This window comes from Candidatus Uabimicrobium amorphum, from assembly GCF_009002475.1.
GTDB lineage: Bacteria > Planctomycetota > Uabimicrobiia > Uabimicrobiales > Uabimicrobiaceae > Uabimicrobium > Uabimicrobium amorphum.
The window spans coordinates 2,334,380-2,355,506 of record NZ_AP019860.1 but is presented as its reverse complement, the minus strand read 5'-3'; the positions used below and the strand labels follow the sequence as shown (position 1 = coordinate 2,355,506).

15 protein-coding genes and 1 tRNA gene are annotated in these 21,127 nt (G+C 41.7%); 8 read left to right on the top strand and 8 right to left on the bottom strand.

The features are described from left to right. Positions 1-31: 31 nt before the first annotated feature. On the bottom strand, positions 32-1,303 hold the full coding sequence (locus UABAM_RS08300) for a tyrosine-type recombinase/integrase (RefSeq protein WP_151967533.1): 1,272 nt from the start codon (positions 1,301-1,303) through the stop codon (positions 32-34). A gap of 199 nt (positions 1,304-1,502) precedes the next feature. Further along, positions 1,503-1,576, bottom strand: a tRNA-Val gene (locus UABAM_RS08295). Positions 1,577-1,736: 160 nt separating this feature from the next. Between UABAM_RS08295 and UABAM_RS08290 the strand changes: the two genes are divergently transcribed. After that, positions 1,737-3,485 (top strand): protein kinase domain-containing protein, encoded by a 1,749-nt coding sequence (locus UABAM_RS08290; protein ID WP_151967532.1) that lies wholly within the window; start codon positions 1,737-1,739, stop codon positions 3,483-3,485. Positions 3,486-3,487: 2 nt separating this feature from the next. Here the strand turns inward: UABAM_RS08290 and UABAM_RS08285 are convergent, their stop codons facing one another. Then, complete coding sequence (locus UABAM_RS08285; RefSeq protein ID WP_173013203.1) at positions 3,488-4,648, bottom strand: HD domain-containing phosphohydrolase; 1,161 nt, start codon at positions 4,646-4,648, stop codon at positions 3,488-3,490. A gap of 140 nt (positions 4,649-4,788) precedes the next feature. Between UABAM_RS08285 and waaF the strand changes: the two genes are divergently transcribed. From waaF to UABAM_RS08260, 5 genes are read left to right on the top strand one after another with little or no spacing between them, the layout of a single operon-like run. Beyond that, positions 4,789-5,853 carry a lipopolysaccharide heptosyltransferase II gene (waaF, locus tag UABAM_RS08280; protein WP_151967530.1) on the top strand — a complete coding sequence of 355 codons (1,065 nt, stop codon included), beginning with the start codon at positions 4,789-4,791 and terminating at the stop codon, positions 5,851-5,853. Further along, positions 5,850-6,944, top strand: coding sequence for a rhomboid family intramembrane serine protease (locus tag UABAM_RS08275; RefSeq protein WP_151967529.1), 1,095 nt, complete (start codon positions 5,850-5,852; stop codon positions 6,942-6,944). Before waaF ends, UABAM_RS08275 begins: the two co-directional genes overlap by 4 nt. A 12-nt stretch (positions 6,945-6,956) precedes the next feature. After that, entirely contained in the window at positions 6,957-7,769 is an 813-nt protein-coding gene (locus UABAM_RS08270) for a CARDB domain-containing protein (RefSeq protein ID WP_151967528.1), read from the top strand. Continuing rightward, complete coding sequence (mutL, locus tag UABAM_RS08265) at positions 7,766-9,643, top strand: DNA mismatch repair endonuclease MutL (protein WP_151967527.1); 1,878 nt, start codon at positions 7,766-7,768, stop codon at positions 9,641-9,643. Before UABAM_RS08270 ends, mutL begins: the two co-directional genes overlap by 4 nt. Before the next feature lie 12 nt (positions 9,644-9,655). After that, complete coding sequence (locus UABAM_RS08260; protein ID WP_151967526.1) at positions 9,656-11,101, top strand: aminoacyl-histidine dipeptidase; 1,446 nt, start codon at positions 9,656-9,658, stop codon at positions 11,099-11,101. Between the two features lie 493 nt (positions 11,102-11,594). Here the strand turns inward: UABAM_RS08260 and UABAM_RS08255 are convergent, their stop codons facing one another. Beyond that, positions 11,595-12,695, bottom strand: a complete 1,101-nt coding sequence (locus UABAM_RS08255; protein ID WP_151967525.1) for a serine hydrolase domain-containing protein — start codon at positions 12,693-12,695, stop codon at positions 11,595-11,597. Beyond that, positions 12,692-13,243 (bottom strand): nucleoside 2-deoxyribosyltransferase domain-containing protein, encoded by a 552-nt coding sequence (locus UABAM_RS08250; protein ID WP_151967524.1) that lies wholly within the window; start codon positions 13,241-13,243, stop codon positions 12,692-12,694. Before UABAM_RS08250 ends, UABAM_RS08255 begins: the two co-directional genes overlap by 4 nt. A gap of 245 nt (positions 13,244-13,488) precedes the next feature. Between UABAM_RS08250 and UABAM_RS08245 the strand changes: the two genes are divergently transcribed. Together UABAM_RS08245 and UABAM_RS08240 are read left to right on the top strand one after the other, a co-directional pair. Beyond that, complete coding sequence (locus UABAM_RS08245) at positions 13,489-14,010, top strand: hypothetical protein (RefSeq protein WP_151967523.1); 522 nt, start codon at positions 13,489-13,491, stop codon at positions 14,008-14,010. A 70-nt stretch (positions 14,011-14,080) separates the two neighbouring features. Continuing rightward, positions 14,081-14,671: a hypothetical protein gene (locus tag UABAM_RS08240; RefSeq protein WP_151967522.1), complete on the top strand. Its 591-nt coding sequence runs from the start codon at positions 14,081-14,083 to the stop codon at positions 14,669-14,671. A gap of 328 nt (positions 14,672-14,999) precedes the next feature. Here the strand turns inward: UABAM_RS08240 and UABAM_RS08235 are convergent, their stop codons facing one another. Genes UABAM_RS08235 through UABAM_RS08225 form a run of 3 tightly spaced genes read right to left on the bottom strand, consistent with a single transcriptional unit; the run spans position 15,000 to position 20,915 of the window. After that, complete coding sequence (locus tag UABAM_RS08235) at positions 15,000-18,272, bottom strand: efflux RND transporter permease subunit (RefSeq protein ID WP_151967521.1); 3,273 nt, start codon at positions 18,270-18,272, stop codon at positions 15,000-15,002. Then, positions 18,265-19,464 carry an efflux RND transporter periplasmic adaptor subunit gene (locus tag UABAM_RS08230; RefSeq protein ID WP_151967520.1) on the bottom strand — a complete coding sequence of 400 codons (1,200 nt, stop codon included), beginning with the start codon at positions 19,462-19,464 and terminating at the stop codon, positions 18,265-18,267. Before UABAM_RS08230 ends, UABAM_RS08235 begins: the two co-directional genes overlap by 8 nt. Further along, positions 19,461-20,915, bottom strand: a complete 1,455-nt coding sequence (locus UABAM_RS08225; protein WP_151967519.1) for a TolC family protein — start codon at positions 20,913-20,915, stop codon at positions 19,461-19,463. The genes UABAM_RS08230 and UABAM_RS08225 overlap by 4 nt, the downstream gene beginning before the upstream one ends. Positions 20,916-21,127 lie beyond the last annotated feature (212 nt).

Below are 21,127 nucleotides of genomic sequence, written 5' to 3'. Positions count from 1 at the left end.
ATCGAGTCAGGGGTGACACGTGGCTGACACGTTAGTTAACTTTCTCCTTGAAATCATTTACCGATACCAGAAAGCTTTTGTTCCAATTACCTAGTACTTGTTTTTGATCTTCAGGGAACAAGTGACGGTATCGTCTTCTCATCGCCTCAGTTTGATGTCCAAGAATGCTGTCAATCATGCGTTGATCCACACCTTTGCTGGCCAAATTGCTCGCGACGCTATGCCTGAAGCAATGCAGCCCAATACCTTCGAATTCTGTGCCTTTGACTATGCGATGAAATTTTTTACCTACAGAGTCTGCCCTTCTTTTGTTTCCCGACTCATTAGGAAATACCCACCGACTATTTCCAGCTTGTTGTTTTTGTAGTCTGAGTACTTCGAGAAATGCGTCATCAAAATAGATAGTGCGCAGTGTTTCTTGGTGTGTTTTGGATTGTTTGCGCGACGTTACTTCCAGGAATTGTCTTTGCATATCGATGTTTTTCCATTGGAGATCTAACGCTTCCGAGCGACGCATTCCGGTGACAGCGTAAGTAACAATTAGAGGATATAGCCAAGTTCCTTTTGTCAGGTTGATGACTTTTTCTATTTCCTTTGGAAGTAAGTAGCGATAGCGTTTGATTTCATCGATTTCTTTTTTTGTATAACTACTGTCTTGTAGTAGGCGTAGTATTTCTTTGTGGGTACGAAATCGCCCTGGTGGGATTTGGCTTTGGTCGCGTTTGATTTTACGTGCAATGTTTTCGTTGATGTAGTTATTGTCTACGGCTTTTTGGAACAGTAAACGGAAGGTGTCCATTTCGCGGTTTACGGTGTCGGTGCGTACGGTTTGGTAGCGGAATTGTTTGTATTGTTCGAAAAAGTGTAGGTCAATATCTTTTAATTGTGGGTTACCTAGCTTTTTACTGTGCAGAAATCTTTGTAGATTGCGCAGGTGAAGTTTTTCGGTATCGATACTTTTTTTGCTTTTGTGGCTTGTGATAAGAATATCTAAGTATTGCTGCATTAGCTCGCCTAAAGTGACATCTGGCAGATTTTTGGCTTGTTGTTGCGGATATTCTTGGTGATAGCGATGGAACGCTGTGGAAAAAACAAAATCGCCAATCGCAGTATCTTCAGGTGGTATCATTAAGCCGTCTTTTACTGCACGAATAATTTTATTCACTTCTTGTTGTATTGTATGCGCTTCATGTTGATTATATATGTAGCCATAGCGGTATTGTTTTTTGTCAAAATAAAAGTGAAGTCGGTATCCGTTGTATTTTTCTTCGTATATTGGTTTGGTGTTCGATTTTTTAAGCATAATATGCCTCTTTTCATTTTGTAAAATGAGGTTTATGCTTTGCGAACCTTGGTGGGAGTTTTGAGGTGCCTTTTTGGGGTGTTTTTTACAAACTAACCGAAAAAACTAACCGAATAGCGGAAATTTTCCCAAAAAAAAAGACAACAGATTACTCCCTCATCAGGTGTAACTTGTTGTCTTTTTTATGTTTAGCATTGTATGGACGATACTGGACTCGAACCAGTGACCTCCACGATGTCAACGTGGCACTCTAGCCAGCTGAGCTAATCGTCCGATTGAGTCGAATAGTTTATATTAGAGTTGTGGGATTGTCAAGAGTTTTTTTTACGATTTATTTTCGTGGTTTAAATATTTATTTCTGGTTTTTAGATGCTATAATGTACTTACTTTTAAGACGGATTGATTTCTATTGTATTTTGCTTCAAGGTAAGGCATGACGGGTAAACAAAAGCAGTATGTTTTGAAACAGCGTTATAAGCTGGAAAAAATTATTGGGCAAGGGGGGATTGGCTACGTTTATTTAGCTAAGGACATCCACCGCAACCAGGATGTGGCTATTAAGCAGTGCAAGCACACTTCTGATAAGATTGTCGAGCGTTTTAAGCGTGAGTACAAATTTTTGTGTTCTATCAAGCACCCTAATATTGTCATGGCGTATGATTTTTTCGAGGAGCGCAGTAACTATTTTTTGGTTATGGAGCATATCCCGGGAATTACTTTGAAGGAATTGCTGGAAAAGGAGCACCGTCTTACTCTATTGCAGCGATTAAATATTGCTCTGCAAATGTGCAAGGCCGTTTCGGCTTTGAATGTGAATAAGATTGTGCATCGCGATATTAAGCCAGATAATATTATTGTTACGGAAAAGGGTATTATCAAGCTTCTGGATTTGGGAATTGCGAAAACGACAAACAAGGAGTTGAGCGCAATTACAAAAACGGGAGTTATTATCGGAACGCCTGAATACATCTCTCCGGAACAAATCACCGATAAGGAACGATTTAACAGTGATGTTTTCTCTATTGCTGTGGTGATCTATCAAGTGATTTTAGGGCTTAAGGAATCGCCATTTTTAACGGGAAGTTTAGCGGGCACTTTGAATAAAGTGGTGGATTATGAACTTCCGCCGATAAAAGAAAAGATACAAGATAAAAAATATGCGTCTATATATGAGAAGATTTCGCAGGTATTGCAAAAAGCCTTAGAGAAAGAGTCGCAGAAACGCACCAAAAGTGCCAAAGAATTGGGAGTGCAATTACTACAGGTTTATCGTGATTTGCAGGACTATGATTCCACTCATGATGATATTGATTATGAGGATATGGGGTACCAAGCAACAAATGAATATAAGGTAACACAAGATGCACAGCTCGCAATCAACGAAGTTGTGGCAAAAGAACAAAAAACTAAGCGGGTGTTGATCGTTTCGCAAACTGTTAGCTTCATACTCATTGTGACTCTGTTGGTTTTTTGCTACATACTGAAAAGTAAGAGCAATTTTTTGCTTTCACAAACAAGCAAACTTGAAGATACGGTTTCGGATTTGTTGGGACAAAAAACGCTTGTAAATAACGAAGTTTTCGAACGTGTGACACAAGACAACTTACTTAGCAATAATCGCGCGGAGATGCACTTAATTCAGGCCAATCATCTTCTAGATAAAGATGAAGAAAGGGCCTTGAAGCATTTTGACGCGGCAATAAAAAAACACTCTGGTTATAGCGATGCTTACTTTGGTAAAGGGCTACTGTTTCAATCGCGAGAAGATTATAGTTTAGCGCTTGACTTTTACAATAAGGCCATTGCCATTAACAACACCAATGCCTACTATTACAGTAAACGTGGAGAGGTGCATTTTCGTTTGAACAAGTACACGCAGGCGCTACAAGATTATGATCGGGCCATCGCCCTTGATTCCACGAACGCTACTTTTTTTATAAGCCGTGCGGGTGTCTATAGTGCTCTAAGTCTCTATGAAAAAGTCGTCGCGGATTGCAACAGAGCCTCGAAACTCAATAAAAATGACCCACTTATTTATGCCAAAAGGGGACGGGCTTTTTACCTTTTGCGGTCTTTTGCCAAAGCAAAGTCTGATTTGCAGCGCAGTCTTGAGTTGGGGATTGACAATAAACAACAGGTCAAGTGGCTTATTCGTCAGTGCAATAAAAATATAAAAAAATAGACCTAGCTTTCTTCATAAGTTTTTTTGGCATCTAATATTTTTTCTAATGAGGTGTGGAAAGCCTTCACCACGATAGGATCAAATTGTTTTCCGGCGAGTTCCGTTATGTATTCTATTGCCTTGTCCGTTTCCCAAGCATCCTTGTAGCAGCGTTTTGATGTTAGAGCGTCAAAGACATCGGCAACAGCAACGATTCTTCCTCCCCATGGAATTTCTTTTCCTTTGAGTCCCGTCGGATAACCCAAGCCATCGTATCTTTCATGATGGGTTAGTGCAATTTCTAAAGATAATTCCAATACGTCAGATTTGGCATTTTTGAGAATGTCAGCACCATAGATGGTATGCTGTTTCATTTGTTCAAATTCTTCACTGGTTAATTTTCCTGGTTTTAGTAATATCGAATCGGAGATACCTATTTTCCCAATATCGTGCATGGGACTTGCGTAGCGTATATCGTCAACATATTTTTGTGGAAAACCCAATTGTTCGGCAAGGATGGCCGAATAAGTACTAATTTTTTCCAAATGAAAAGCGGTCTCCTTATCGCGAAATTCTGCGGCACGCGATAGACGCATAATGGTATCCAAATAGGCTTCTTGTAGGTGTTGGTTGAGTTGAGCGTTGCGAATCGCTACAGCAGCTTGCGATGCTAGGGCGGCAATGAGCATCTCATATTCTTGGGCAAAAGGAATAATTTTGCCATCGTTGTCCAGTGCGTTTATCAACGCGAGAACCCCAATCAGTTCGTCGCTTTTTTCCCCCATGGGTATTACCAGCATCGATTTGGTGCGGTATTGGTTTTCGATGTCGAAACTACGGTCGATGTGATACGGTGCATCATTGGGAATCGTGTAAGCGTCGGCGATATTAATTGTTTCCCCGGTATAAGCAGAGTATCCAGCAATACTATTGTTTCCTATGTCTAAAGTTTTGCCGCGGAATACTTTACAGCGTACAGTGTCTTGTTGTGAATACAGTACATCGTTTTGACTAACGGCGAACGTGAGTTTGCCATCGCGGTGGATGTACAAACTTCCACCTTCTGCATTTGTGAATGCACGCGCTTCGGAAAGAATTTTTGATAATAGCACTCTTAAATTTCGTTCGCGTGAAAGTGCAATACCTATCTGTGTTAGTTTGTAAAGTTTTTCTTCGACATTCATGGTGTTTTTCCACATAAATTTTATTTGGAAATAAAAAGGCGGCATTATATACTATAAGGCCCACAAACAAAATACTCTATTCTATTATGTGTAGCTTTTAGAAAAATAGCAAAACCAAAACTTTTTTACGTATATATATTATGACAAAAGACTTAAATATACAATCTATTTTCGTACAGTGCCCTACATGGGTTGGTGACTTTATCATGTGTACACCTTCTGTTAGGGCTTTGCGCAAGAAGTATCCTCAAGCGCAAATTACTTTATGTATGGCTCCGCTTATGAAACACTTAGTCGAGGGAGCTTCGTACTACGACCATCTTATTTTTTATGATAAAAAGAAAAAACACAAAGGTGTTCGCGGCCTATTGGCTTTTCGCCGTGAACTTCGCAAGAATAAGTACGATTTAGCGGTTATTTTTCCCAACAGTATCCGCACAGGGCTTGTGGCTTTTTTTACAGGAGCCAAAAAGCGTATTGGTTATGAAAGATTTGGTAAATTTATATTGTTGACCGATACGTTAAAGCGTCCCTTAGAAAATGGGAAAAAAATGCCGGTGTATACCGGTGGTTACTATGCAAAACTTTTGGGACTCATTGATGCGACTCCCGAATCATTGTATCCAGAGTTGCCCATCCTGCCAGAAACGGCCAACACTGCAAAAGAGTATTGGCAAAAAGCAACGAATTCATCTTCGTTTAAGATGGTGATGACTCCTGGAGCTAAATTTGGTTCTTCCAAGCTGTGGCCTGCACGTCATTGGGCTACGCTAATAGACCTGTTGCATGAAAAGTATCAGGCAAATATCATGATGGTTCCGGGACCAGAAGACAAAGTAATCACCACAGAAATTGCGGAATTAGCAAAGAGTTCGTTTTACATTCATCCACCTTCACCCGAGGGATTGACAACGTTAAAAGCTTTTATCGAACAAGCGGACGTGTTGGTGTGCAACGATACGGGGCCACGACACATCGCACATGCTTTTCGTACTCCTTCGGTGGTATTGATGGGACCGAATGACCCACGGCATACCGAAACGCCGTTGGAGAATACCCTTGTGACACGCAATGAAGGCTTGGAATGTATGCCGTGTAATTTAAAGATTTGTCCCTACGCACACCACGCATGTATGCAGGAACTTTCGCCGCATAAAGTGCTTGCCAATATTGAAAAGATATTAAAAAAGGAAGGCAAGCTATGAAGTGCCCGTCGTGTAAGAGTCGCATGGGAAAACATACTTACCATGAGCTAGAGTGCTATACCTGTATATACGGTTGTGGACTTTGGTTGCACCAGGGAAGTAAGTGGAACTTTATCTTACACGACAAAATGAAAAAGTCCTCAGGACAATTTGAGCAGTCTATACACAAAGTTTTACATATGGATTGTCCGGAATGCCATGCACCATTGCAAAATATTCAAGGTGGGGGAGAGTACCATCACATAAATCCCGATGTTTGTATTCATTGTCAGGGATTATTTATCAGTCATATTGAATTTAAATGGTTGAAGAAAAAACAGCAAGCAGATCACCGCAAGGGAGAAACCGAGAGGTATTTTCGAAGTCGCTACATGATATGTAACGACACCTATTACGAAAAATACGAGGAAGATCGCGAAATAGATATAAAGGAATATTTATTTTCTCTATTTACAGGTATGCCGGTTGAAATTAACCTTCCGCCGCAAAAAACGCCTTATGTGACGATATTATTCTTGATTGCAAATGTCGTCTTTTTTTTAGCGCTTTCCTACACACAAGCACTACAGTACTCCGTGATTCCGCAAGATATAAAGACTAGTCACTTTTTTACCAGTATGTTTATGCACGCGGGATGGTTACACTTGCTGAGCAATATGTACTTCTTGTATGTTTTTGGTGATAATGTCGAGGATCGTTTAGGTCCGCTAAAATACATATTACTTTACTTTATATGTGGTGTTGTGGCGTGTCTGACTCACATATTTTTGTACTCCAACAGTTCGGTACCTTTTTTAGGAGCCAGTGGCGCTGTGGGAGGGTTGATGGGCGGATATTTTCACGCGTGCCGTAAGGCGAAAATAGGTGCGGTGATCTTTTTTGTTCTCATTAAAATGCACGCGTATGATTATTTTATTTTCTGGATGATTATTCAAATTTTACTTAGTATGTTTAATACAGGAATTGCATGGGATGCTCATTTAGGAGGTTTTTTAGCAGGATTGTTGTTATACCCAGTATTAAAAAATTGGTCAATGGGGAAAAATAATAAATTTTTTACTCTTGGACGTCCTTCTGGAAAACTAGAGTAGAAAGGAATAACCATGGAAGAGGAAATTTGCAGAGGTACTAAGAAAAAACGCGATTTACGCCTGGATGGTTTAAAAATCGCAGGAAAACCAGCTGTTCGCGATCTGATTATCCTCACACCTCACGATGTCGCGAAAAAAAGTATCAGTGGGAAAAGTTATTTTAAGTTGGAATACAATCTCCACAATGATGGTTTTATGGGTGTAAAAGATTTTGAGAACATCTGCTACTTTAATGACAAGGTCGCCGCACAGCAAAAAAATTTATCCGTAGGATCAAACGATGTGCAGGTAATGAGGGATCATGCCGTTTTGGACATAAAAGACGGTGAACTTATTGTGCGCGCCGATGCGTTCTCAAGGGTCCAAGAAGACGATGAAAGCAATAATGATATTACAGCACACATCGCGTTCAAGGGTTTCCGTAAGGGAAGTTCCAAGGAACCGCATGTACACATAGAAGCACTGCGTATCGCACAAAAAGTTCCCATCAATGGCATGATGAAGTTACAAAAAAATGATTCGATTGGCGCTAAGAAAAATCGTCATGGCTTTCGTGTGGAATACGTTATTCGCAATTATGGTTTGCGTGAAGCGGTGGGAATTGACAATTTATTTTTACTCAACGGTAAACGCTTTTTTCGCCACCCAAATATCAATTTACAACCTGGTGAATCAAAGTTAATGAAACTTCCTGTGTATTTTCCTATAAAAAGTGGAACGGTTACTCTACGTGCCGATGCCAATAATAAATATCCTAAAGGCGAAGAGTGTAATTTAGAACTAAATGTCAAAATATTCTTTATGGGATTTCCGCGAACAAAATGAGTAAAATAAAAGTACTTCCTCCTCTATTAGTCAATCAAATAGCTGCGGGCGAGTGTATTGAACGCCCGGCATCTATTGTGAAGGAGCTGGTAGAAAACAGTATAGACGCAGGTGCAACTGCCATAGAAGTTGGTGTTGAAGAAGCTGGTTCGCGACTGATTCGCATCACCGACAATGGCTGTGGTATTGACCGCGAGGATTTACCTCTTGCGATTACCAGTCATGCAACGAGTAAATTACAAAACGCCGATGATTTGTTAAACATAAGAACATTGGGTTTTCGCGGCGAAGCGCTTGCCAGTGTCGCTTCCGTTGCCGATGTTTTTATCTCTAGTTGTCCTAGTGGCGAACAAAGTGGATACAAAATTCGTTCCTTTGGAGGTGATGTCAAACCGCTTGAACCAGTCGCAATGAATCACGGAACGATCATTGAAGTTCACGATTTGTTTTTTAATATTCCTGCACGGCGTAAGTTTTTAAAGAAAAAAGCGACGGAGATGGGGCACATCACCGATACGCTAACTAAATTGGCGTTATCCTATCATAAGGCGTCATTCAAACTTACTCATAATAACAAAATCGTTTTTCACGTAGAAAAAACAGCGACGCTAAAAGAGCGCATTGAACAGCTACTTGCGATTGGCGAATGTGAAATGCTAGAAATTTCCTATGAAAGAAATGGAATCGAAGTCCAGGCATTTCTCGCTCCTCCCGAAGTAAATCGCGCCAACAGTAAACAGCAATACGTGTATATCAACGGGCGCTGTATTAAAGATCGCATTGTGCTGCGCGCGGTTGCCGATGCGTATAGCGATTATTTACCGATGAAACGCCATGCGGTGGCGGTGCTTTTTTTACAAATGCACCCCGAGGATGTGGATGTCAATGTGCATCCTACCAAAGCGGAAGTTCGCTATCGTGATTCTTCTGGGATATATAGCGCTGTTTATCATGCGACTCTTGAAGGGTTGCGTAAGGGTGACTTACGTCCTTCGATTCCGTTGTTTTCCGACGGACCATCGACTTCGTATACGACACCGTCGACTTCGTATACACCTCCTCCGGCAAATTACTACGATTCGCAAAGTAATCAAACGCATAGCAATTACTATACTCCGGGAAATTTTGTGCAAGAAACCATGGCAAATCACATGGGTGGCAGTGTCAGCACAAATAGCTATGAAAAAATAGACGAGATGGATGTTCCTGTATTTGAAAACGCACCCATGACATCTACGACAGCGATGTCTTCAAGGACCCAGCCAGCACCGCAATCGCAGAATCTTTTTTCCGAAGAAGAAAAAAATGTTCCACTACGTTGGTTTCAGGTTCACGATAGTTACATTATCATAGAAACTCTACGAGGTATAGAAGTCATAGATCAGCATGCCCTACATGAGCGCATTATCTATTCAAAATTAAAACAACAAGTTGCACAAAAACAGGTACAATCACAAATGCTGCTTTTTCCGGTGACTGTACACCTAACAGCAACGGAAATGGCGACATTTAGTGAATGGCAACAACATCTCGAAGAGCTAGGGATGGAAATGGAAGTCGTGCGCGACGATGTGATTATTCGCGCGATACCACAGATGGTAAGCGATGTGCATGCTGGTGACTTACTTCGCGATTTGCTGGAACAATTGGAGCGTAAAAATAAAGTCAATATTAGCGATGTCATTGACCCTATCATTGAAATGATGTCGTGCAAGGCAGCAATAAAAGCGGGAGACAATCTCAATCCCGAAGAGGTTATCTCTTTGATTCAGCGACGTGAAGACGCAGACAACCCGTTCCATTGCCCTCATGGCAGACCCACTACCTTAAAAATCACTCTAAAAGAGTTAGAGAAGCACTTTAAAAGAACGTAAGAAAGGTAAAAAATGGTAGATTTAAAAACACTAGAACCCGTTGCTGTATGGCAACACTTCGATGAAATTCGACAAATCCCTCGCAGCTCAAAAAACGAAGAAGCGATGCGACAATATGTAAAAAAAGTGGCAGAAAGAAACAATCTCAGTTTTAAAGAAGATAGTATTGGCAATGTTGTTGTTTCGATACCGGCAACACCAGGGAAGGAAGATGTCACCAAAGTGGTGTTACAATCGCACCTTGATATGGTATGCGAAAAAGATCCCGATACCGAACACGACTTTGAAAAAGATGCCATACAAGTCACGCAAAAAGGCGAGTACTTATATGCGGTAGGTACTACTCTTGGTGCCGACAATGGAATTGGCGTCGCACTAGAACTTGCGGTCATGGAGAAAAAAGACTGGGAGCATGGCCCGATTGAATGTTTGTTTACCATTGACGAAGAAACAGGCTTGACCGGCGCAAAAGAACTCGATCCTTCTATCGTAACTGCAAAAACGCTCATCAACCTCGATACCGAAGAGCACCGTATGATTTATGTTGGTTGCGCAGGTGGCGGGGACACAAAAATGAGTGTCGAGCTAGAGCAAGGTGCGGTTCCTGAAAATTACAGCAGCCTAGAGGTTGTCGTTTCCGGATTAAAAGGTGGTCACTCAGGATGTGATATTCACGTTGGTAAAGGCAACGCCATTAAAATTTTGTCGCGCATTTTATGGTCATTCCGTCAAGACAATGCATTGCAACTAGGTTCGATTAGTGGTGGAGATAAACACAATGCGATACCACGTAACGCAAAAGCAACACTTGTTGTTCCCGAAGACAAACGCCAAAGTTTTATCGACGCATGCAATGAAAAATTCAACAGCATCAAAGACGAGTTCAATGAAATCGAACCTGAGATGAGCATTGCGGTGACAGATAGTGAATGTGCTCAAGTTTTGACCGAAGACGCCAGTGATAAGGTACTCATGTTGTTAGTCACCCTACCACACGGTGTACTTGCAATGAATCCCGACATTAAGGAACTTGTCAATACATCCAACAACCTTGCTAGCGTGCGTTGTGAAGAGGGAAAATGTTTAGTGCTAACGAGTACTAGAAGTTCACTCAAGGAAGCTCTGGAAAATGTACGGGAGCAAATAGCGGCAAGTGGAAAACTCATTGGGGCTACGGTAGTCCAAGATGCACCGTATCCAGGATGGAAACCCGACCTAAGTTCACCTATTTTGCAAAAGGTTAAGGAACAATACGCGAAAACATTCGGCGAAGAGCCAGAGGTAAAGGCGATACATGCTGGATTAGAATGCGGAGTTATCGGTGAGAAAATTCCAGGTATGGATATGGTCTCTATTGGCCCACAGATTGAAAATCCGCATTCTCCAAGTGAACGCGTACATATTGGTTCTGTAGATGAATTTTGGAAGGTATTTTGCGAAATTTTACAGAGCGTGTAATTTTTTGCAAATAGACTAATTTGGTTTGTTGACCATCGTGACTGTGGCCGTAACCACAACCGATTTTTTTCGGTCATGGTTACGGTCCAATCCCATTGACTTAATAAGTAAGTGTTATTCAATAAAAGACTTACTTATCCATGTCATTCCCGCGAAAGCGGGAAACCAGCAATACAAATTTGACTTGAAAGCGTCTGGTTCCCTGATCAAGTCAGGGATGACCGTGCCCGACAGCTCGCTGTTGTTTTATTAAAATGAAACTACTTCAACTTGCTGTTGGGATTGTACAATTTGGTCGTATAAAGTGTTGTACAGTTACTACTTACGGTCAAAATTGCAAAACCATTTTGTTTTGTAGTTCCAGAGAACACGTAGCGTAAGTCTTTATTGTAGATTGTTTACGCTTAATTCAATGGCATTGATGGTCACGGTCAGGGTCACGGTGACGATTACGGCTACGGCTACGGTTACGACTACGGTTACGATTAGTCTATTAAGAACCTCCTGCGAAGATACATGCAAGAAAGTCTTCATCGTGGTAATCTTTTTCACTATTCCCCAAACGCGCAATCACTAAATTTCGCGAAGGAACGATATACAGACGATTTCCGTTGTGCCCTGCCGCCACAATCAAATCCTCCGGAGCCTGTGCACACAAGATTCTTCCTGGGGGATTGTCGCGCAATTGTGGAATTAAATCCTGACGCTGTTCATCGCTTACTTCAGCGTTTAGCCAAAAATTAAGGCCATATGCTGGCATTGCTTTTGTGCCGGTAGAACACGCGCGGAAAAAACCAGGCGCGAGAATTCGTTTCCCCAAATACGCACCATCATCGCGAACTAACACCCCAAATTTACACCACTCGCGTGCGGTTGTCCAACATCCATAAGGCAACATGGGATTGCCATAGTTGTCGTGTAGCCATCCTGCGTAACGAAAGTTAATTGGAAAAAAGATACGATGATTGAGATACGCTAGCGCGCTACGATGCGTCTTGCGGCGCATCACCTCACCGAGAATCATTTGATGGCTAGAACCATATTCGAATTTGCTTCCTGGAGTTTGTTGACAAGGCAATGCTAAGGCATAATTATATTTATTCGCAACGCCGCGCTTTTCGGTAAAACTATCATAAGACAAACGCCAAAAATTTTGTTGTACACCACTGGTAAATTGTAGCAAGTGACGCACGGTAATTTGCGATTTTTGTGGATGCGTTTTCCATTCGGTGATGGTGTCGGCAACACGCTCATCAAGAGAAAGAATGTCGTCTTGTACCGCGGCCATGACCATCGCTGCGGAGAAACTTTTTGTGCCGCTAAAAATGTGATGTGCTGTGGTGGCACTACTCCCATTTTGATATTCTTCAAAAACTACATTGTTGCCTTCCAATACCACGACCGCAAAACCGTTGTGCTGCTGCGAATACAATGCTGCTTTTTGATAACGACTTTGTGCGTTACTATCCGCTTGGGAAAAAGTATCGTCCATCGGAATGGGAAGATTGTATTTTATTTTTGGACTACAACTGGGAAAAAACACCAATGCAATGATGAGAAAACCTATAAGGCTAAGTACAATTTTCTTTTTCATGCCTCTTGTGTTTCTCCATCGTTATCATCCGTTTCATTCTCTTCATCTGTCTTTTCTGGTTCAGCGATTTTGTCGTCAGAGTTTACCACGAGAAGTTTTTCGCGTACGATTTCCAAACCATGATCAAGAGTCTCATACAACGGAAGACCATAACGCGCTGCAACAACTTCGACATTTCCACGTCGCCAGTAACCTTTTTCACACACCAAAATTAAGTTGTCACGAACGGCATGTAAACCAAACTCAAGCAATGTCACCGGAGATTTACTACCCGGAGCAAAATACATAAGAATCAGTGTAGAAGAATCGAGATGATCGAGTTCCCACTCCACTTGTTCTCGAAATTGTGGGTTTTCAATGGACTGCTCCCACGACGCATCCCAGTCATCGCGACGTGGATTGAAGATGGTGATGTCAAGATCAGAAAGCGCTTGTTCTACCGAAGACTGCCAATCAATTCCCTGGCCATTGTCAATCGTTCCCGCAAGAAAAATTGATTTTTTATTACTCCACTGTACTTTTTCCGGTGCTTTGATAACTTCAGCCATTTTGTATTCCTTTTTCTAATGTTGATGAATTTATTTTTTGGCTATTTTACCTGAAAAATTTTGTTTTGGAATAACAAAAAGCAATACAGGAGGTTACTGTCCGCGTTTTTCTAGATGAAGATAGACTTACTTCGCTTTTTACAAGCGTAATGACATTGGCGGTGAGAAAATTTGTCTGAGATCAAACTAAAAGACTATATTTGCGTATATGAATAAATATACTATTTTTTATGCAAAGGTTTATTATGATAAATTTACCAGGCAAGGCATTATTCTATATCTTTTTGGGTGTCATCATATTACTTTGGGTTATCTTCAGAGTTATTTGGTTTGTGATGCGTTGCATTCTATATCCGATTAATTTTATATGTGAATTCGACGAGAAAAAACAGCGCGAAGAATATATGGAGGAGTACAACGCATTTTTAGAAGAAATTGAAGGGCAGGAGTTTTTTTTCTACACCCCAAAAAAGTCAAGTCTTGCTTTTATCGAAGAACAAATATTGCCAAATTTGTCAAAAGATGTGGCGCCAGTTTTTTTTAGCGGTAAAGAGTGCAATAGCGAACTTCCAGAAGAATGGATTAGGTTTATGCTTTACCAAAATCGACGACAGTATCCCTTTCTCCTCAAAGTAAAAAAAGGTAGGGTACTGGGGGTTTCCTTACACCATGAACTTCACGGGAAAGTTCTGTCACAACAAAATCACCAACTATTTTTAGACATCATAGAACAGGAACTGCAAAAATTGAGAAAACGTTTGCGGTAAGAAATAATGAAGCTAAAGAGTCATGTTTGCGTATATGAATAAAATACTATTTTTTACACAAAGGCTTATTATGACAAGTTTATTACAAAAAGCATTACTATGTATCTTTACTATTTATCTTGTGATCATCGCTACCGTAGGTATATTTTCGATCTACATCCTTCTGATTCTAATTGTGTTTCCCATTGGCTTTGTATTTGATATTTACATGAAAAGAAAACACAAGAAATTCATGGAGGAATACAATGTATTTTTAGAGACCATCGAAGACCAGGAGTTTTTTTGTTATACCCCAAAAAAGTCGAGCCTTGCTTTTATCGAAAAACAAATATTGCCGCATTTATCGAGCGGTGTTGCACCATTGTTTTGGCAAGGAAAACACAGCAGAAACAGGTGGCCACATAAATTTTTATCGAATATGCTTCGCGAGGAAGGGAAAAAATACCCGACTAGCGAACAAGGAAAACGATATCCGCTTATTCTCAAGGTGAAAAAAGGTAGGGTTTTTGGGTACTCACTACACCAAGAACTCTATAAAGAAGCTTTGGCAAAACAAAATCACGAATTATTTTTGAAAATAATAGAGGAAAAACTAGAAGAGTGGAGAAAAGCTAAAGTTTATAGGAGAAAAGTGAGAGGTGGTAGGATAAAAGCTAGGTAACAAATAAAATAAGCCGCTATAGTTCTTATAGCGGCTAAATTTATGAATGGTTAATTCAGAGTATAGAAGTTTGTATGTGGAGAATGTGTTGAATCTTTTTCTCTTGTATAAAGATAGCATGAGGTTTCATAAATTGCAACAATAAATACGGTTTTTTTACGGTTTTTTTGAAATAGATTCCAAGTCTCGTATTTACATAGATTTAGATAATGTGTGTTGCAATAAAAAAACGTTCACGTTCGCGAAAAACGAAAACGTTTATCATGAATGATTCGTTGTCGTTTTTGGTGAACATGAACGTTTTTTTGTGGATCCGTTTTTATTTAGACTACTCTACTCGCAGTCCATCGTCTTCGCGTTCGCGTCGATCTTTTTCTTCCTCTTTGTGAATTTCATCATAGACTTGTTGTGCTAATTTAGGCGCAATTAATTCTAATTCATAGGCATCTTCATAACGCCAAAAACGCATAACAGCACGGTAGATCCATAGTATGTCTTCTAGTATTATGTAAAGTGCGGGTAATACCAAGAGAACGATGAAGGTGGCGAATAGGATTCCAAAACCCAGGGATATTGCCATAGGTATCAGAAAACGCGCTTGTACGGAGGTTTCGATGATCATCGGGGCTAGTCCGAAAAACGTGGTTAATGAGGTTAGGAGAATCGGACGCAATCTACGTACGGAGGCGCGTACTATGGATTCTTTTGCGGTTAGATTTTCTCCGTAGCGAAATTCGTTGGCAGCTACAATGAGTACTAGGGAGTCGTTTACCACTACTCCGGTTAGGGCGATTAGGCCGAACATGCTAATGAGACTTAGACCGAAACCTAAGAATACGTGTCCCCAAATGGCACCAATGATACCAAACGGTATACAAAACATCACTAAGAATGGCTGGTAGTAGCTAGCAAAAGAAATCGCCAAAAGAGCATAGATGGCCATTAACGCAAAGATAAAGCCGATTTTTAAGAAGTCGAGAGATTCCCTTTGTGCCGCTTGTTCACCTTCTAGAGAGTAGGTGAGCCCTTGGTATTTTTTCTGTAGCCTGGGGATTTCGTTGGCGACGATTTCTCCCATGATATTGTTGGCGTTACCTTGTTTGGAATCTACGTCTCCGGTTACGGAAATAATACGGCGTCCATCACGGCGATTGATTTCGGTGTAGGCGTAGTCGTAGCGCAGTTCCACTACCTCCATTAGTGGCACTTCTATACCACCGGGAGTGCGTATCACCATTTGTTCCAATGTATTGTATGTTTGTCGCTCTTCTAGAGGAAAGCGTACCATCACTTTTACTTCATTGCGACCACGTTGTTGTCTTAGTGATTCTATACCAAAGAAAGCACCGCGTATTTGTATGGCGACATCATTGGCCGTTAGGTTTAAGCTGGCGGCTTCGGGGCGTAGTTTGAAATTGATTTGCGGTTTTCCTTGCGAAACGCCGTCGTCAATGTCTTTTGCTCCGTCGTAAGTACCGACGATTTTTGCTAACTCCTCGGAAGCGGTTTCTAAAATTTTCCGCGAGCGGTGACTGAGCTCCACTTGAATTGCTGCCCCAGAACTGTTCCCTATGCTGGAGTCAAAGCTAATGGTTTGTACATTAGGAAGTCCTTGGGTAAGTTCACGCCATTGTCTGGCAAAATCTTGGCTGGTGACATCGCGTTTTGACGCAGTGACTAGGTACACCTGCACTCCGACTAAATGACTACCCGTGACTCCTCCACCACGTACTCCAGGTCCAAAACCTCCGATGGCCGAACCTATTTTGGCATAGATACCACGTACAATTTTCTCTCCGCCGTTGTTGGCGATGACTTCGCGAGCTTTTTCCACTAAGATATCTTTGATTTTACGCGAGTCTTCAATGGCAATGCCAAAGGGCAGTTGTACCTGTGCGGTGACGCGATCCGAGCTAATTTTTGGCATAAAGGTAAAGGGAATACGGCCGCCAATGACCAAACTGACCGAAAGAATGAGTATGGCAATAGCAACCGACAGTGTGGTATAGCGATGTCTCACACAAAGCCGTACAAGTGGAGCATGGAGTTTGTTGGCGGCAAAGATCATAATGCGACTAAAAATTTTGCTAGGGATTGCTAAAACAAACCAGAAGACATTGGGTTTGTCTTTGTGCGATAAGTGCGCAGGGAGAACAAACAGTGACTCCACCAAGGAAACGATGAACACTGATACAACGATGGCGGGTATTTGTTTAAAGAGATTTCCACTGTCTCCGGGTACAAAAAATAGTGGTAAGAACGCGGCGATGTTTGTCAATACTGCGAAGCATACCGGAAGAGTCATTCCTTTTGCCCCTAGAATAGCGGCATCCATAAATCCAAGACCTTGTTGACGCTTCTCATAGACGTTTTCTCCGACAATTACGGCGTCGTCAACGATAATTCCCAGCGTAACGATGAACGCGAATAGAGAAATCATGTTGATGGAGGCACCAGTGAAGGGAATAAATAAGAAAGAACCTAGTACCGAGATGGGAATACCCAGTGTGACCCAAAACGCTAGACGCGGGTCGAGAAATAGTCCTAATAACATGAGTACCAAAATAAGACCAATTCCAGCGTTTTTGAGTAGTAGGTACATGCGATCTTTGTATACTTCCGAGCGATCGTTCCACACCGCGAGCTTCACATCTTGTGGAAGGCCGCTGCGCACTTGTTTTACATATTTGTTGGCGACGCGTGAAACGCTTTGCGGGGTTTCACTCCCCACACGAAAGACTTGAATTTCGATGGCGCGTTTGCCATTGTAGGAAGCTTCTTCGTCGGTTTCAGCAAATTGATCGCGAATTATGGCGATGTCCTTCAGATAGACAACGCTTCCATTGGGATCTACTACGATGGGAATATTTGCGTATTCTTGGGCGTAATCTTTGCGCTCTTGTGTGCGCAGTAGGATTTCGCCACCTTTGGTTTTTATTCCACCGCCGGGTAACTCCAAGGCAAAGGCGCGTACTTTGGCGGAGACTTGCCCCAAGCTTAGGTTATAGCGGCGCAATTGTTGTTGTGGAATTTCGATGGCAATTTCAAAAGGCCTTGCTGCGCTTAACGTAACTAAGGTGATGCCTTTTTCTTGTAAAAGACCATCGCGTATTTGTTCGGCAATTTCACGGAGGCGATACTCTTCTTGTTCTCCATATACCATGACGGAGAGAACTTGATTACGTGCTTCTATTAAGCTGACAATGGGACGCTCTGCATCTTCCGGAAATGTTTGGATGCGGTCCACGGCATTTTTGATGTCCTGTAAGGCCTTACTGGCGTCAGCGCCATTGAGAAGTGTTGCGGTAATTTGTGCACGACTTTCGAAGGCGTTGGATAAAGTGGTTTTGACACCATCTAAACCTTGGATCGAGTCTTCGATCGCCAGTATAATGCCTTGCTCTACCTCTTCGGGACTTGCTCCGGGATAGGTAATTTCAATGTTGACTCTTTCACTAACAAACTCGGGAAATACTTCTTGCTTTACTCCGAAGCCGACAATGGCTCCGCCGAGAATAAATATGCCCATGAGTAAGTTTGCCGCTACATGGTTGCGCGTCATCCATGCAATGGGACCGCTGAGTTTTTTTTCGTTACTCATTGTTGTTACCCGCTTCTTCCAGTAGCATTCCTGACATCGCGACGGATAGATTACTGACGATCACACGTTCGTTGTCTTTTAGGCCCTCTACAAAAATAAAGTCGTCGTTACCAAATGCCACTTTGACGATACGTATTTCGAGTTGATTGCGTGCGTTTTTTATCCAAACTTCGTTGTTTTGGTGTAGTGCATAACGCGGAATTTTATATAGGTTTTTTGTGGCTTTGCCCTGAATATCTACCTTGACATATGAGCCGATCAACATGGGCTTTTTTTGGCTACTACGTCCTAAGGCATCATCGACTTTTACTAGCACGCGCGCCATGCGTCCTTGAGGATCAAGATCTCCAAGAATACCTATGACGTGCCCGTTGCGTACGTTTGGTTTTCCTCTTCCCATATTTTGAATGATACGCGCTTTGGAACCTGTTTGTTCTTGGCTGGGGGGAATGACGATTTGCGATAGTTGCTCAACGGGTATGTTTACGCGGACCCAAAAAGCATTGACGTCAGCAACGGTGGCAATGGAATTTTGTGAATTGACAAGTTGCCCCACCTCCACAGATTCATCAATGACAATAGCGGAAAACGGGGCGGCGATGATCGTTCTTTCTAAATCTAACTTGGCACGCTTTACGCTGTTTTCGGCCGCCATTACCGCGGCTTGTTTTTCTTTTAAATGTGGTTTACGCAGTGCTAGGTCCGAGTCTACTTTACTGGAAACCGTTTCACCTAATAGTTCCCATTCACGTGCCGCGACTACTTGGTTACCTTCTTCTACCTTCAACTCAAATTGCGCTCGGACGAGATTGGCTTGTTCTTGTTGGTAACGAATTTCAAATTCGCGTTTGTCAATGCGTAGAATGTCTTCGCCCTTTGCGATGACTTGACCGACAAGAAGTTTGGGGTTTTGCCATACGACATTGCCACTCACTTGAGGACGCACACTAAGGCGACGATATGCTTGCATCGTACCGTAGCCACTAACTATGTTGCGTTTGCGTTGTGGGGTCACTGTGATGGTTTTTACCACAACTTTGCTTTTTACTTGCTCTTTTCGCGATGCCTTTGGCTTTGAGGCGATAATTTTTTTGGCATAATGCATACTCCCCATGATAATTCCCACAGGAAGGGCTATTTGTACGATAAGAATGTAAGTAAGTTTTAGAGCATAACGCATGACTTTTTTCACTTCATTTCCTCCTGTAAATTTACCAGTGAATTCTGTAGCCAGTTTCCTCCCATTGCTCTATACAACTGGGCACGAATCAGAAGTAAATTTCGCTGTTGCGCGATTTGTTGTCTTTGTAGATTTTGTAAATTTTGCAAAGCGACAATTACGGTAAGGTAATCGTTTAGACCATTGACGTAACGCGATTTGGATTCTTCTAACGTTTTTTGAGCTAAGGCGATTTGTTGTTTGATATTGGCCATCAATTTTAGCTGTTCTTTTTCTTGGACAAATGCATTTTCAATTTCAAGAAGTGCCTTCAAGTAAGTATCGGCAAGGCGGTTAGCTATTTCATCGACAACGGCCTTGCGTCTTTCCACTTCTTCTTCTCTTCTTCCACCGTCAAAGATCGGTGCCGTTAGGTTACCGATAATATTTAGGATTTCCTGGTGGAAGAATGTAGAAATTTTTGTTGTGGCCCATTCATAAGACGGAGTGATGACAAACCGTGGTAAACGATCAGCGACAGCCACGGCAATCTCATATTCTGCCGCTTGGAGTTGCAACATGATGGATCGCAAATCTGGTCGGTTATACATGAGCATTTTGGGGTCAATGACATTGGGAAAAGGAGGAAGCTCTGGTAAATAGCCGGAAGTTTTGACATCTAATTTTCCCGGAGGTAAGCCCATAAGAACCGCTAGCTGTTGTAAGGACGTTTTTAGTAGAGAACGCGCACCAGGTATTTGTCCTTCTAAAGCCGCAAGTTGCTGGCGTTGTTGTAACACATCAACAGCGGAACCTCTTCCTAAGCCAAAGCGCAATTCTGTAAGTTCGAGTAAAGTCGTCGCTACTTCAATTTGGTTGTTTAAAAGATGCAGTGCCGCTTGTTGTTCTTGCGCGGTAAACCATGTTTCCACTATGGTTGCACTCAAAAGCAGCATCGTTTGCTTTATATCTTCTTTACCAGCTTCGTAACGTAAACGCGATGCTTTCACTTGTGAAGAAATACGCTTCCATAGGTCGACTTCAAAAGATAATCCTGCGTTAAAAAAGTAGCGCTCTTGGTTAAAGGCGAATGCACCTCCACCGCCACCGCCGCCAAAACCACCTCCAAAGGCACCAAACCCCTGGTCTTCACTATCTTCAAAGCGATTGTAGGTTCCACCTGTGCGGACTTCTACCTGAGGGTATAATTGGGAACGATCTATGTTAATAATGGCCGCCGCTTGCCGTAAGCGATGCCATGCTTGTTTTACCTCAAAATTTTGGAGTAGTGCTTGGTCAACGATATTATTTAAGTCTCCATCAGCAAATTCTTCCCACCAGTACCCTATTTGTTTTTCTCCATTATTGGTGTTGTGGTATGATATAGGTATTGACTGCGGAGCTTTACTATGATCGCGGACATCATAGGGACTACATGCGATCAAACATATAGTCGATATTATTATGTATAGTATTTTATCCATTGCTGCCCTTATCTATATGTGAAAACGGCTCTATGTGGTGTTTGTTTGGCATTATGACTACAATTAGTATTTTATTTTTGCGAATACACCATCTTTAACCTGTTTTAACTTTAAAAAACTTAAAAAGAATATATTTGTAGATTATATTTTATATTAAAGGCGAAAGTGAAGCGTTTTAAGTAGAATATATTATATATTGATAATGCAACAAT

What these genes read in the sequence shown, in the direction of transcription:
- UABAM_RS08300 (WP_151967533.1), bottom strand. Translation starts at nt 1,303, where the DNA reads ATGCTTAAAAAATCGAACACCAAACCAATATACGAAGAAAAATACAAC.
- UABAM_RS08290 (WP_151967532.1), top strand. Translation starts at nt 1,737, where the DNA reads ATGACGGGTAAACAAAAGCAGTATGTTTTGAAACAGCGTTATAAGCTG.
- UABAM_RS08285 (WP_173013203.1), bottom strand. Translation starts at nt 4,648, where the DNA reads ATGAATGTCGAAGAAAAACTTTACAAACTAACACAGATAGGTATTGCA.
- waaF (WP_151967530.1), top strand. Translation starts at nt 4,789, where the DNA reads ATGACAAAAGACTTAAATATACAATCTATTTTCGTACAGTGCCCTACA.
- UABAM_RS08275 (WP_151967529.1), top strand. Translation starts at nt 5,850, where the DNA reads ATGAAGTGCCCGTCGTGTAAGAGTCGCATGGGAAAACATACTTACCAT.
- UABAM_RS08270 (WP_151967528.1), top strand. Translation starts at nt 6,957, where the DNA reads ATGGAAGAGGAAATTTGCAGAGGTACTAAGAAAAAACGCGATTTACGC.
- mutL (WP_151967527.1), top strand. Translation starts at nt 7,766, where the DNA reads ATGAGTAAAATAAAAGTACTTCCTCCTCTATTAGTCAATCAAATAGCT.
- UABAM_RS08260 (WP_151967526.1), top strand. Translation starts at nt 9,656, where the DNA reads ATGGTAGATTTAAAAACACTAGAACCCGTTGCTGTATGGCAACACTTC.
- UABAM_RS08255 (WP_151967525.1), bottom strand. Translation starts at nt 12,695, where the DNA reads ATGAAAAAGAAAATTGTACTTAGCCTTATAGGTTTTCTCATCATTGCA.
- UABAM_RS08250 (WP_151967524.1), bottom strand. Translation starts at nt 13,243, where the DNA reads ATGGCTGAAGTTATCAAAGCACCGGAAAAAGTACAGTGGAGTAATAAA.
- UABAM_RS08245 (WP_151967523.1), top strand. Translation starts at nt 13,489, where the DNA reads ATGATAAATTTACCAGGCAAGGCATTATTCTATATCTTTTTGGGTGTC.
- UABAM_RS08240 (WP_151967522.1), top strand. Translation starts at nt 14,081, where the DNA reads ATGACAAGTTTATTACAAAAAGCATTACTATGTATCTTTACTATTTAT.
- UABAM_RS08235 (WP_151967521.1), bottom strand. Translation starts at nt 18,272, where the DNA reads ATGAGTAACGAAAAAAAACTCAGCGGTCCCATTGCATGGATGACGCGC.
- UABAM_RS08225 (WP_151967519.1), bottom strand. Translation starts at nt 20,915, where the DNA reads ATGGATAAAATACTATACATAATAATATCGACTATATGTTTGATCGCA.